This window comes from Burkholderia latens (assembly GCF_001718795.1).
Lineage (GTDB): Bacteria > Pseudomonadota > Gammaproteobacteria > Burkholderiales > Burkholderiaceae > Burkholderia > Burkholderia latens_A.
The window spans coordinates 207,990-221,515 of the sequence record NZ_CP013435.1; the positions used below are offsets into that span (position 1 = coordinate 207,990).

Genomic DNA, 13,526 nt, shown 5'->3' on the forward strand with positions numbered 1-13,526 from the left:
GGAACGCCAAGTGGCGTTCGGTGAGTAGTAACGCGCGTTCGCCCCTGGCTACTGACGCTCCTCAACGGCCATGACGCGGGCCGTAAGCGCGAAGGTGGGCAGCCGAGGCTGCCCACCGAATCGGGATCAAACTTTTTCGACCTGACCGAACTCGAGTTCGACTGGGGTGGATCGGCCAAAGATCGTGACCGACACACGCACGCGCGATTTTTCGTAGTTGACTTCCTCGACCGTGCCGTTGAAGTCCGTGAACGGACCTTCCTTGACACGCACCATCTCGCCAACTTCGAACAGGGTCTTCGGGCGCGGCTTCTCCACGCCCTCCTGCATCTGCGACATGATCTTCTCGACTTCCTTCGGGGAAATCGGAGTCGGGCGATTGCGCGCACCGCCGACGAAGCCGGTGACCTTTGCCGTGTTCTTCACGAGGTGCCACGTCTCGTCCGTCATCTCCATTTCCACCAGCACATAGCCGGGGAAGAAACGACGTTCGGTTACAGCCTTGTGGCCGCCCTTGACTTCGACCACTTCTTCGGTCGGCACCAGGATCTGACCGAATTTGTCCTGCATGCCAGCACGTTCGATGCGCTCCTGAAGCGCACGCTGCACGCTCTTCTCCATACCGGAGTAGGCGTGCACAACGTACCAACGCTTTCCGCTCGGGGATGCCGGAGTATCGCTCATATCATTTCCAACCCAGAATCGCCGAGAAAATCACCCATTCGATCGATTTGTCGCTCAACCAGAGGAAAATCGCCATCACGAGCACGAAACCGAACACGACGAGTGTGGTTTGCGTTGCTTCCTTGCGGGTGGGCCAAACGACCTTGCGGACTTCCTTGTACGAATCCTTGGCAAACGCGATGAGGCTTTTGCCAGGTGCGGACATCAGACCGACGGCCACGCCGGCGATGATACCTACCGCCAACGCGGCACCGCGGACATACCACTGCTGGTTGGCCAGCCAGAAGAAGCCCACGAATCCGGCCAAGACCAGCAATACGCCCAGGGCCAGCATCAGCTTATCGCCGGAGGTATTTACAGTTTCGACGGATGGATTCGCCATAACACCTTAAAACAAATGCCACGTGGGACACGTGGCGATTTTTGGCAGGGGCAGAGGGAATCGAACCCCCAACCTTCGGTTTTGGAGACCGACGCTCTGCCAGTTGAGCTATACCCCTAAACCATGCTGGGGCTGGCTGTTGCCAGCCCCAAAACTGTCGATCAACGAATAACTGGCTTACTCGATGATCTTGGCGACGACGCCTGCGCCGACGGTACGGCCGCCTTCGCGGATTGCGAAGCGCAGACCTTCTTCCATCGCGATCGGCGCGATCAGCTTCACCGTGATCGACACGTTGTCGCCCGGCATCACCATTTCCTTGTCCTTCGGCAGCTCGATCGAGCCCGTCACGTCCGTCGTACGGAAGTAGAACTGCGGACGGTAGTTGTTGAAGAACGGCGTGTGACGGCCGCCTTCGTCCTTGCTCAGCACGTACACTTCTGCCGTGAAGTGCGTGTGCGGCGTGATCGAACCCGGCTTCGCCAGAACCTGGCCGCGCTCCACGTCTTCACGCTTCGTGCCGCGCAGCAGGATACCGACGTTGTCGCCCGCCTGACCTTGGTCCAGCAGCTTGCGGAACATTTCAACGCCCGTGCAGGTCGTCTTCACCGTCGGCTTGATACCGACGATTTCGATTTCCTCGCCGACCTTGATGATGCCGCGCTCCACACGACCCGTCACCACCGTACCGCGGCCCGAGATCGAGAACACGTCTTCCACCGGCATCAGGAACGCGCCGTCAACCGCACGCTCCGGCGTCGGGATGTACGTGTCCAGTGCGTCTGCCAGGTTCATGATCGCCACTTCGCCCAGCTCGCCCGTGTCGCCTTCCAGCGCCAGCTTTGCCGAACCCTTCACGATCGGCGTGTCGTCGCCCGGGAAGTCGTACTTCGACAGCAGCTCGCGAACTTCCATCTCGACCAGCTCGAGCAGTTCAGCGTCGTCCACCATGTCGCACTTGTTCAGGAACACGATGATGTACGGAACGCCAACCTGACGCGCCAGCAGGATGTGCTCACGCGTTTGCGGCATCGGGCCGTCTGCTGCCGAGCACACCAGGATCGCGCCGTCCATCTGCGCCGCGCCCGTGATCATGTTCTTCACATAGTCAGCGTGGCCCGGGCAGTCGACGTGTGCGTAGTGGCGGTTTGCCGTTTCGTACTCGACGTGTGCCGTGTTGATCGTGATGCCGCGCGCCTTTTCTTCCGGTGCCGCGTCGATCTGGTCGTACGCCTTCGCTTCGCCGCCGAACTTCTTCGTCAGAACCGTCGTGATCGCTGCCGTCAGCGTCGTCTTGCCGTGGTCAACGTGACCAATCGTACCAACGTTGACGTGCGGCTTGGTCCGCTCAAACTTTTCCTTGGCCATTTTCAACTCCCGAAAGGAATTTCACATGTTGCGCCGCGCGCAAACAGACACTGACTTTTTACTGCTGGTGCCCATGGGCAGGATCGAACTGCCGACCTCTCCCTTACCAAGGGAGTGCTCTACCACTGAGCCACATGGGCGCTATTACGCTTCAACTTCATGGACTGGAGCGGGTGAAGGGAATCGAACCCTCGTCGTAAGCTTGGAAGGCTTCTGCTCTACCATTGAGCTACACCCGCACGGGCCACTAACGATTCCCTACCGCTCTCTGCGCTGATGTTCTTGGTGGAGGAGGTTGGATTCGAACCAACGTAGGCGTAAGCCAACAGATTTACAGTCTGCCCCCTTTAGCCACTCGGGCACCCCTCCGTAGAGAACTGACGATTATGGGGGTGCATCGCACTCTTGTCAAGCACATCAGGAAGAATATTTTTCATTCTCTTCCTGAGCGCCGCACGATTTACCCACCGCCGACGCCTGCCTGGCTAAGGCAAGCACGACAGGATCACCGACCGGCATCCGCATCTTCGTCAGACTCCGCCTTCAGCATCGATTTTCATCTTTGCTGAAAACGAAAGACCGCCATCATACGGCCTCCTGCGCATAATGCCAAGCGGGTTAAGCAAAAAATTGGCAATTTCCATGCCGGACGCAACGGGAGCGCCGGAACGTGGTTCGGATGATGCCCAAAACGGGCTCGCGGAAACGGGTGATAGCGGATCCCGGCTCAGACTATCCAGTGTCATTGCAGTCGCGGGCGAGGCGCGCCGGAACACCGTTTTTGACCGTCGCGCCGCTGGATGTGCAGCGCACGGCGCAACCGACTGTCATCCGTCGCCACGAACAGGACCGAGCTGCGCCGCCGGAGCGGTCATCCGCTTGCTTGCGTTACCGCCCGAAGCCGCCGACACGCAACGACCGGCGGTCGCGCGCTTGGCGCTCACGGCTCCGGGCTGCAGCGTGGCCTCGTTTCATCGCGTTCTCCCCCATTCGCCAGCACGAACCCGCGGCCTTCCGACAATTGACCAACTCCTGCGCCGGGCACGGCATCGCCTGGCGCTGCGGCCACGCGGCGACTGCCCGATCGCAAACACCACTTCGCTACCGTGCAGATGGCGGCTGCTCACTCCGCTTTGCGTCGACTCGACGGGCGCTTGCGGCGTCAGAGAGGTTGATGCGCGGCTCATTTCGCGGCGTCTTGCTGCGTTTCATTCCACTGCTCAAAAACCCGGAAACTGGCCTTCGCCGCTCCGTACCAATTGCGGTCGTCCGCGCCACAGCCTCGTTCGCATTGACCAACGTGGAGTATTAGGGGCGGATGTCGCTGTCGTACATTCGGAAGCAGACGCTCCACGCACCGGCGCCTACGCGCGCGCGTTATCGTGCGCGTCGTGCCGCTCCCGGCGTCGCGTGAACAGTGGTCATTTCGGCACCGCCCTTCGTCTGCCGATGAATCGCTGCCTGCTGAAATGGCCTGCCCGTAGTCGGGCACACAGCGCGCAGGATCAAGCGGTGCGGCGACTGGCAAGTCGCCCTCTGTCGCTCGATTTGGGCCGAAATTCGGTCGGCGGTTTGCTGGGTATTCGCGGGCAGCCACACTGCGGTAAGCCGGCCCAGCTGCCTGGGCCGACCCAGCACCGTCACACCGGCAGCCTAAATGAGGCCGGCGATGTTATGCGGAGATGGCGAACCAGATCACGCAATAGCTGATGGTGGGGAGTCCATGGGTGCCTGCTTGGCGGAGAGAGCTCGGGCGGGAGATACGAATAACCGAAGCCACAAGCTGGAAACCGCCGTCGGAGACGGCTTCGAAAGGGGCCATGAAGTGGTAGCGGCGCTCGAGGAGTGGATCGATTGCCCTGAAAGTACAAGCGGCATTAAGGCTAGTGCCGACGGTAGATTTGCCAACGGGTGCAATAGATGTCGCTGCTACGCGAGCAAACTCTCAGCGTCGCGGAAATCGCGGCCGAACTTGGATTTACCGCGCCCAGCGCGTTTCATCGCGCGTTCCGGAAATGGACGGGCACGAGCCCGGGCGCGTTTCGGCGCGACGTCAACGCGGCGTGATCTGAGCGGGGAACGGCCGTTTGCCGGGGAGTCGGCGGCCGCCGACGCTTGCGCGTGCGATCGATCGTGAATGCACCGCAGGTGCGGTTCAGTTCCGAGAAGAGCGTGACGGGTGCCACGGCAAGCGCGATCGATAAAAGACGAATGGGAACCGCGTCGATCGCCCAGGGGAAAGCCGGGCAACCTGCGTGGAGGGAGGATTTAACTGAGCGTGCTATCCGAACCGGTAACACGGAACGTCCGGGTCTGTGCCCGATGGCGAGCTTCGCCGCGCAACATGCCTTTCCGCCGCAAATGCAAAAACCCCCGCCGGTTCGGGCGGGGGTTTCTGGCTTGAGGGGAGCCTGACGATTACCTACTTTCACACGGGAATCCGCACTATCATCGGCGTAGAGTCGTTTCACGGTCCTGTTCGGGATGGGAAGGGGTGGGACCGACTCGCTATGGTCATCAGGCAAAGAGGGTTGTCCTGCTGGCATGGCCAACAGAACCAATCTGGGAAGAAGCAGTAATTTTAGGTTGTGTGTATCACACACGAGAATCCAACCGTCCGACGCGCTCTGTAGCGCGAAACAGACTTGTTATAGGATCAAGCCTTACGGGCAATTAGTATCGGTTAGCTGAACGCATTACTGCGCTTACACACCCGACCTATCAACGTCCTGGTCTCGAACGACCCTTCAAGGGGATCTAGTCCCCAGGGATATCTCATCTTAAGGCGAGTTTCCCGCTTAGATGCTTTCAGCGGTTATCTCTTCCGAACATAGCTACCCGGCGATGCCACTGGCGTGACAACCGGTACACCAGAGGTTCGTCCACTCCGGTCCTCTCGTACTAGGAGCAGCCCCCTTCAAATATCCAACGCCCACGGCAGATAGGGACCAAACTGTCTCACGACGTTTTAAACCCAGCTCACGTACCTCTTTAAATGGCGAACAGCCATACCCTTGGGACCGGCTACAGCCCCAGGATGAGATGAGCCGACATCGAGGTGCCAAACACCGCCGTCGATATGAACTCTTGGGCGGTATCAGCCTGTTATCCCCAGAGTACCTTTTATCCGTTGAGCGATGGCCCTTCCATACAGAACCACCGGATCACTATGACCTGCTTTCGCACCTGCTCGACTTGTCGGTCTCGCAGTTAAGCACGCTTATGCCATTGCACTATCAGCACGATTTCCGACCGTACCTAGCGTACCTTCGTACTCCTCCGTTACGCTTTGGGAGGAGACCGCCCCAGTCAAACTGCCTACCATGCACTGTCCCCGACCCGGATCACGGGCCAAGGTTAGAACCTCAAACAAACCAGGGTGGTATTTCAAGGACGGCTCCACCGAAACTAGCGTTCCGGTTTCATAGCCTCCCACCTATCCTACACAGATCGGTTCAAAGTCCAATGCAAAGCTACAGTAAAGGTTCATGGGGTCTTTCCGTCTAGCCGCGGGTAGATTGCATCATCACAAACACTTCAACTTCGCTGAGTCTCGGGAGGAGACAGTGTGGCCATCGTTACGCCATTCGTGCAGGTCGGAACTTACCCGACAAGGAATTTCGCTACCTTAGGACCGTTATAGTTACGGCCGCCGTTTACCGGGACTTCAATCAAGAGCTTGCACCCCATCATTTAATCTTCCGGCACCGGGCAGGCGTCACACCCTATACGTCCACTTTCGTGTTTGCAGAGTGCTGTGTTTTTATTAAACAGTCGCAGCCACCAGTTTATTGCAACCCCTTCACCCTCCTGGCGCAGGCCAGTCAAGCTACAAGGGCGTACCTTATCCCGAAGTTACGGTACCAATTTGCCGAGTTCCTTCTCCCGAGTTCTCTCAAGCGCCTTAGAATACTCATCTCGCCCACCTGTGTCGGTTTGCGGTACGGTCATCATTAGACTGAAGCTTAGAGGCTTTTCTTGGAACCACTTCCAATTGCTTCGCTCCCGAAGGAGCTCGCGCCACACCCTTGAATTACGCGCCCGGATTTGCCTAAGCGCCTTCTCCAATGCAGCGACCGGGACTTCCAACACCCGGACAACCTTCCGCGATCCGTCCCCCCATCGCATCTAACGACGGTGCAGGAATATTGACCTGCTTCCCATCAGCTACGCATTTCTGCCTCGCCTTAGGGGCCGACTCACCCTACGCCGATGAACGTTGCGTAGGAAACCTTGGGCTTACGGCGAGGGGGCCTTTCACCCCCTTTATCGCTACTCATGTCAGCATTCGCACTTCCGATACCTCCAGCACGCTTTTCAACGCACCTTCGCAGGCTTACGGAACGCTCTCCTACCATGCGTGCAAGCACGCATCCGCAGCTTCGGTATATAGCTTAGCCCCGTTACATCTTCCGCGCAGGACGACTCGATCAGTGAGCTATTACGCTTTCTTTAAAGGGTGGCTGCTTCTAAGCCAACCTCCTGACTGTTTTAGCCTTCCCACTTCGTTTCCCACTTAGCTATATTTGGGGACCTTAGCTGGCGGTCTGGGTTGTTTCCCTCTTGACACCGGACGTTAGCACCCGATGTCTGTCTCCCGTGATTGCACTCTTCGGTATTCGGAGTTTGCTATGGCGGGGTAATCTGCAATAGACCCCCCAACCATGACAGTGCTCTACCCCCGAAGGTGAGACACGAGGCACTACCTAAATAGTTTTCGGAGAGAACCAGCTATTTCCAGGTTTGTTTAGCCTTTCACCCCTATCCACAGCTCATCCCCTAACTTTTCAACGTTAGTGGGTTCGGACCTCCAGTACGTGTTACCGCACCTTCATCCTGGCCATGGATAGATCACCTGGTTTCGGGTCTACGCCCAGCAACTGAACGCCCTATTCGGACTCGCTTTCGCTACGCCTGCCCTATACGGTTAAGCTTGCTACTGAACGTAAGTCGCTGACCCATTATACAAAAGGTACGCCGTCACCCCTTGCGAGGCTCCGACTGTTTGTATGCATGCGGTTTCAGGATCTATTTCACTCCCCTCCCGGGGTTCTTTTCGCCTTTCCCTCACGGTACTGGTTCACTATCGGTCGATCACGAGTATTTAGCCTTGGAGGATGGTCCCCCCATCTTCAGACAGGATTTCACGTGTCCCGCCCTACTTGTCGCACACCTAGTTCTTTCATACTGTTTTCGCCTACAGGGCTATCACCTGCTATGGCCGCACTTTCCAGAGCGTTCGGCTAACAATATAAATAAAGAGTGCAAGGCTCATCCCATTTCGCTCGCCACTACTTTGGGAATCTCGGTTGATTTCTTTTCCTGCGGTTACTTAGATGTTTCAGTTCACCGCGTTCGCTTCACATGGCCTATGTATTCAGCCATGGATACTCCATAAGGAGTGGGTTTCCCCATTCGGACATCTACGGATCAAAGCTCGTTTGCCAGCTCCCCGTAGCTTTTCGCAGGCTACCGCGTCCTTCATCGCCTGTGATCGCCAAGGCATCCACCACATGCACTTGTTCGCTTGACCCTATAACGAGTCTGTCTCGTTACAGGTTGAGTTCTCGCGTTGTGCCGTATTCCAAGTTGATGTCGACCAGAGTTGGCGCTTTAGCGCTTACTCTGGCCCCACTCCCGTAGGGAGCCGAACATGAAGTTCGAATCATCTTGAGATACATCGATACAATCACAACCCGGATAGTTTTCACGTCCATCTCAAAGACGCTTCCGCTATCCAAATTACTTACTTCTTCCAGATTGTTAAAGAACGACAGCCGATATGGTGTTACTCATATCACTCTGACTGGCTCAATCGCCAATGAGTAATATTCGATTCGTTCTCTCGAACTCCATCAAACATTATCCATTGGGCTCCCTTCGGGAGTGAGATGCTCGTAAGCGCTGAAGCGCTAACGATCATCGCAATTGGTGGAGGCAGACGGGATCGAACCGACGACCCCCTGCTTGCAAAGCAGGTGCTCTCCCAGCTGAGCTATGCCCCCATGAGTACAGATTTGCCTCAGGTGTGTTACCGCCAGACAAATGGTGGGTCTGGTTGGATTCGAACCAACGACCCCCGCCTTATCAAGACGGTGCTCTAACCGACTGAGCTACAGACCCCTGAGTCTGTCTTTAATTTACAGCCGATAAGCGTGAGCGCTCAACTTTGCGAGATAGCTCTGGAAAGGAGGTGATCCAGCCGCACCTTCCGATACGGCTACCTTGTTACGACTTCACCCCAGTCATGAATCCTACCGTGGTGACCGTCCTCCTTGCGGTTAGACTAGCCACTTCTGGTAAAACCCACTCCCATGGTGTGACGGGCGGTGTGTACAAGACCCGGGAACGTATTCACCGCGGCATGCTGATCCGCGATTACTAGCGATTCCAGCTTCATGCACTCGAGTTGCAGAGTGCAATCCGGACTACGATCGGTTTTCTGGGATTAGCTCCCCCTCGCGGGTTGGCAACCCTCTGTTCCGACCATTGTATGACGTGTGAAGCCCTACCCATAAGGGCCATGAGGACTTGACGTCATCCCCACCTTCCTCCGGTTTGTCACCGGCAGTCTCCTTAGAGTGCTCTTGCGTAGCAACTAAGGACAAGGGTTGCGCTCGTTGCGGGACTTAACCCAACATCTCACGACACGAGCTGACGACAGCCATGCAGCACCTGTGCGCCGGTTCTCTTTCGAGCACTCCCGAATCTCTTCAGGATTCCGACCATGTCAAGGGTAGGTAAGGTTTTTCGCGTTGCATCGAATTAATCCACATCATCCACCGCTTGTGCGGGTCCCCGTCAATTCCTTTGAGTTTTAATCTTGCGACCGTACTCCCCAGGCGGTCAACTTCACGCGTTAGCTACGTTACTAAGGAAATGAATCCCCAACAACTAGTTGACATCGTTTAGGGCGTGGACTACCAGGGTATCTAATCCTGTTTGCTCCCCACGCTTTCGTGCATGAGCGTCAGTATTGGCCCAGGGGGCTGCCTTCGCCATCGGTATTCCTCCACATCTCTACGCATTTCACTGCTACACGTGGAATTCTACCCCCCTCTGCCATACTCTAGCCTGCCAGTCACCAATGCAGTTCCCAGGTTGAGCCCGGGGATTTCACATCGGTCTTAGCAAACCGCCTGCGCACGCTTTACGCCCAGTAATTCCGATTAACGCTTGCACCCTACGTATTACCGCGGCTGCTGGCACGTAGTTAGCCGGTGCTTATTCTTCCGGTACCGTCATCCCCCGACTGTATTAGAGCCAGGGATTTCTTTCCGGACAAAAGTGCTTTACAACCCGAAGGCCTTCTTCACACACGCGGCATTGCTGGATCAGGCTTTCGCCCATTGTCCAAAATTCCCCACTGCTGCCTCCCGTAGGAGTCTGGGCCGTGTCTCAGTCCCAGTGTGGCTGGTCGTCCTCTCAGACCAGCTACTGATCGTCGCCTTGGTAGGCCTTTACCCCACCAACTAGCTAATCAGCCATCGGCCAACCCTATAGCGCGAGGCCCGAAGGTCCCCCGCTTTCATCCGTAGATCGTATGCGGTATTAATCCGGCTTTCGCCGGGCTATCCCCCACTACAGGACATGTTCCGATGTATTACTCACCCGTTCGCCACTCGCCACCAGGTGCAAGCACCCGTGCTGCCGTTCGACTTGCATGTGTAAGGCATGCCGCCAGCGTTCAATCTGAGCCAGGATCAAACTCTTCAGTTCAAACCTGTTACTGTTTTCGGTTCCGTTAAGAACCGGTCGCTCACTCAAAGCTGACAGGTATATGAATCACTTCATAAACCTGACTTACTTTAGTGTGAGACTCTTGATACTTTTGCTTTCTGATCCGAGGATCAGCTCGCTGCCATCAAGCGCCCACACTTATCGGCTGTTAATTTTTAAAGAGCATTTCTGCAAGAAACTTGGTGTTTCCCGGCAGCGCTGCGTTTTCAGCAGCAGAGAAGCGAGATTATGAACCGCCTTTCTTCGCTCGTCAACAACTTTCTGAACTGCTTCGTTGCGACCGCGAGGGGTTCAGCTTCGTGTGCCCAGGGCCGCTACCGCAGACCCAATCGCACCGCTTCCCTTCTTCCTCCGCGCCGCGTTTCCGTTAGCGCGAAAGAGGCGTGATTCTAGGCACGCACCCGCGGCCGCGCAACCCTTTTGTGAAAATATTTTGAAAAAGCCCCGTGCGCTGCCGCGCACGGGGCTTGGCTGAACGGTTGGCGGTTCGGGGCAGTTCGTGAAACGTATCGCCTTTCGTCACGCCTTCTATATAAATTAGGCAGCGTCAATTGCCACGAACTGTCGCCTGCAGTTGCTCCACCGGAACCGCGTCAGCCATCGCCGTGTAGCCGGCGTCGCTGGGGTGAATGCCGTCGCCGCTGTCATAACGGCGCTGCAGCACCGTCGGGTGTGCCGGATCGCGCAGCACCGCATCGAAGTCTACGACTCCGTCAAACCCGCCGCCGCTGCGGATCCAACGGTTCACCTCAAGCCGGATCGCCTCGCGGCCAGGCGGGAGCGCTGCCGGCGTGAGCGTCGCCCCAAAAATCTTCACACCCCGGCGATGCGCTGCCTCGATCAGCCGACGATAGCTGTCGATCAACGACGCGGCCGTGACCTGCGTATGCGGGCTGTCGCAATCGAGCCCCTTTCGTGGCGGCATCGCCGCGAAGTTGATGTCGTTGATGCCGATCAGCACGATCACCGCCTTCACGCCGGCCCGCGACAGCGCATCGCGCTCGTACCGCGACGCCAGCGACGTGCCGTAGCACGCCGAATCACTGAGCAACCGGTTGCCGCTAATCCCCAGGTTCACGACGCCCAGCGGCGCGGAGCCGGCGTCGGCCAGCCGGCGCGCGAGCGCATCCGGCCAGCGGCGGTTGCGGTTCAGGCTCGAACGCAGCCCGTCCGTAATCGAGTCGCCGATCGCTGCAACAGTCGCCCGCGCCGCACCGGCCTCGACCGCCAGTTCGGTGACCCACGCATACTGAGTAAAGCGCGTACGAAATGCGTCCGCGCCCCGATCGGCCACATGATCGCCCGGCGTCGACACGTAATTGACCTGGTTCGACACACGGTGCCACACGGTCATCCGCTGGTTCGACCCCATCGTCAGACTGATCGCGTACGGCCGGCCGGCCGCCACATCGATCGCCACAGGGTCGCTGTCGCGCTCCTCGCCCGGCGCGAGCGTTATCGACGGCTTGCCGCCGAAGCGCACGGCAGCGCTTGCCGCATCGGCCAGAGCCGCGCCGTCCCCCGCGCGCGCGAGGCCCGCCGCGTCGATCACAAGCGGTGTGCGACCGTATGCGTTGCTCACGCGAACCCGCGCAGTGCGCCCGGATACCGTCGGGAACACGATCTGCCGGACCGTGCGCCCGGCAACGTCCGGCGCACGGTAGAGCGGCGGCGGCGCAGCCAGATCGGGAATCGGCTGCAACGCGGTCGCCCATGCGGCGACCCATCCGGCCGGCGCGCCCGACGCCGACGACGCGGCCGACGCGCCGAACGACGACAGGAATACGGACGCGCCCAATACGGCCGCGACGAAACTGCTTCGAAATGACATCGGCAAAATCCTCATCGGAAAGCGGGCATTGTGCCGCAGAAGCCGCGACTGCCACGCGCCGCCGGCGTCCGTCTCCGCCGATCTCGCCCCTCGTTTACCCGAATCAGGCCGCAAATCCGCAACAAATTTATTAACCGACCGGTCGGTTGGTTTATACTTCGCAGACATTCAACCGGACGAGAACCTCCGCCATGTACACGCAATCCCTCGACATCCCCGGCAACGTCGCGCCGCTCGACGCCGCAGCCGAGTCGCCCGAGCAGACGCGGTTCGACGCGGTCATGGCCGCGGACGGCAAGATCGAACCGCAGGACTGGATGCCCGATGCCTATCGCAAGACGCTGATCCGCCAGATCTCGCAGCATGCGCACTCGGAAGTCGTCGGCATGCTGCCGGAAGGCAACTGGATTTCGCGCGCGCCGAGCCTGAAGCGCAAGGCAATCCTGCTCGCGAAAGTCCAGGACGAAGCCGGACACGGCCTCTATCTATATAGCGCGGTGGAAACGCTGGGCGTGTCGCGCGATTCGCTGATCGACGCACTGCACGCCGGCAAGGCCAAATACTCGAGCATCTTCAACTATCCGACGCCGACCTGGGCCGACGTCGGCGTGATCGGCTGGCTCGTCGACGGCGCCGCGATCATGAACCAGATCCCGCTATGCCGCTGCACGTACGGCCCGTACGCGCGCGCGATGATCCGCGTGTGCAAGGAGGAGTCGTTCCATCAGCGCCAGGGTTTCGACGCGCTCATGGCGATGATGAAAGGCACCGACGCGCAGCGCGCGATGGTTCAGCAGGCCGTGAACCGCTGGTGGTGGCCCGTGCTGATGATGTTCGGCCCGAGTGACGCGGATTCGGTCCACAGCAATCAGTCCGCGAAATGGGGCATCAAGCGGATCTCGAACGACGACTTGCGGCAGAAGTTCGTCGACGCGACGGTCGAGCAGGCGAAGGTGCTTGGCGTCACGCTGCCCGACCCGGATCTGAAATGGAACGCGGCGCGCGGCCATTACGACTATGGCGCGATCGACTGGGACGAATTCTGGCGCGTCGTCAATGGCGACGGTCCGTGCAACAAGGAACGTCTCGCGACCCGCGTGAAGGCGCACGACGACGGCGCGTGGGTGCGCGAAGCCGCGCTCGCGCACGAAGCGAAGCGCCGCGCCCGCGCCGAACAGCACGCCGCCTGAGCGGCAACCATCGAATACAGGATTCAGGAGAGAGTGATGAACAAGGAATGGCCGATCTGGGAAGTGTTCGTGCGCAGCAAGCAGGGCCTCGACCACAAGCATTGCGGCAGCCTGCACGCGGCCGATGCGTCGATGGCGCTGCGCATGGCGCGCGACGTCTACACGCGCCGCCAGGAAGGCGTGAGCATCTGGGTGGTGCCGTCGTCGGCGATCACCGCGTCGGATCCGGCCGAGAAGGCCGAGCTGTTCGAACCGGCGGGCGACAAGATCTACCGTCACCCGACGTTCTACACGCTGCCCGACGAAGTCAACCACATGTAATGCCCGCGCC

General features: G+C 58.7%; 6 protein-coding genes, 6 tRNA genes, 3 rRNA genes and 1 pseudogene. 3 read left to right on the plus strand and 13 right to left on the minus strand.

What is annotated here, in order from left to right:
- Positions 1–126 precede the first annotated feature (126 nt).
- The 7 genes from nusG to WK25_RS01055 form a co-directional block, all read right to left on the minus strand.
- Positions 127–684: a transcription termination/antitermination protein NusG gene (gene nusG, locus WK25_RS01025; RefSeq protein WP_006400672.1), complete on the minus strand. Its 558-nt coding sequence runs from the start codon at positions 682–684 to the stop codon at positions 127–129.
- Position 685: 1 nt separating this feature from the next.
- The gene (gene secE, locus WK25_RS01030) at positions 686–1,066 is read right to left on the minus strand and encodes a preprotein translocase subunit SecE (protein ID WP_006482892.1); all 381 of its coding nucleotides are present in this window, start codon (positions 1,064–1,066) and stop codon (positions 686–688) included.
- Between the two features lie 42 nt (positions 1,067–1,108).
- Positions 1,109–1,184: transfer RNA gene (locus tag WK25_RS01035), tRNA-Trp, on the minus strand.
- A gap of 59 nt (positions 1,185–1,243) precedes the next feature.
- The gene (gene tuf / locus WK25_RS01040) at positions 1,244–2,434 is read right to left on the minus strand and encodes an elongation factor Tu (protein WP_034209732.1); all 1,191 of its coding nucleotides are present in this window, start codon (positions 2,432–2,434) and stop codon (positions 1,244–1,246) included.
- Positions 2,435–2,499: 65 nt separating this feature from the next.
- A tRNA-Thr gene (locus WK25_RS01045) sits at positions 2,500–2,574 on the minus strand.
- A 25-nt stretch (positions 2,575–2,599) separates the two neighbouring features.
- Positions 2,600–2,673 (minus strand) — tRNA-Gly (locus tag WK25_RS01050).
- A gap of 44 nt (positions 2,674–2,717) precedes the next feature.
- Positions 2,718–2,803: transfer RNA gene (locus WK25_RS01055), tRNA-Tyr, on the minus strand.
- 1,554 nt (positions 2,804–4,357) lie between these two features.
- Between WK25_RS01055 and WK25_RS29720 the strand changes: the two are divergent.
- Positions 4,358–4,501: pseudogene (locus WK25_RS29720) on the plus strand (helix-turn-helix domain-containing protein); the annotation flags it as partial.
- Between the two features lie 342 nt (positions 4,502–4,843).
- Here the strand turns inward: WK25_RS29720 and rrf are convergent.
- From rrf to WK25_RS01085, 6 genes are all read right to left on the minus strand, one after another.
- Positions 4,844–4,956: ribosomal RNA gene (gene rrf / locus WK25_RS01060) — 5S ribosomal RNA — on the minus strand.
- Positions 4,957–5,086: 130 nt separating this feature from the next.
- Positions 5,087–7,967, minus strand: a 23S ribosomal RNA gene (locus tag WK25_RS01065).
- A 396-nt stretch (positions 7,968–8,363) separates the two neighbouring features.
- Positions 8,364–8,439 (minus strand) — tRNA-Ala (locus tag WK25_RS01070).
- Positions 8,440–8,480: 41 nt separating this feature from the next.
- Positions 8,481–8,557, minus strand: a tRNA-Ile gene (locus WK25_RS01075).
- 63 nt (positions 8,558–8,620) lie between these two features.
- Positions 8,621–10,153 (minus strand): 16S ribosomal RNA (locus WK25_RS01080).
- The 16S, 23S and 5S rRNA genes sit together here with 2 tRNA genes alongside, the layout of an rRNA operon.
- 568 nt (positions 10,154–10,721) lie before the next feature.
- Positions 10,722–12,005, minus strand: a complete 1,284-nt coding sequence (locus tag WK25_RS01085) for an SGNH/GDSL hydrolase family protein (RefSeq protein ID WP_069240825.1) — start codon at positions 12,003–12,005, stop codon at positions 10,722–10,724.
- A 191-nt stretch (positions 12,006–12,196) separates the two neighbouring features.
- On the opposite strand from WK25_RS01085, the gene paaA reads away from it, so the two are divergent.
- Complete coding sequence (gene paaA / locus WK25_RS01090; protein WP_040143019.1) at positions 12,197–13,195, plus strand: 1,2-phenylacetyl-CoA epoxidase subunit PaaA; 999 nt, start codon at positions 12,197–12,199, stop codon at positions 13,193–13,195.
- Between the two features lie 36 nt (positions 13,196–13,231).
- Complete coding sequence (gene paaB / locus WK25_RS01095) at positions 13,232–13,516, plus strand: 1,2-phenylacetyl-CoA epoxidase subunit PaaB (protein ID WP_006752453.1); 285 nt, start codon at positions 13,232–13,234, stop codon at positions 13,514–13,516.
- Positions 13,517–13,526 lie beyond the last annotated feature (10 nt).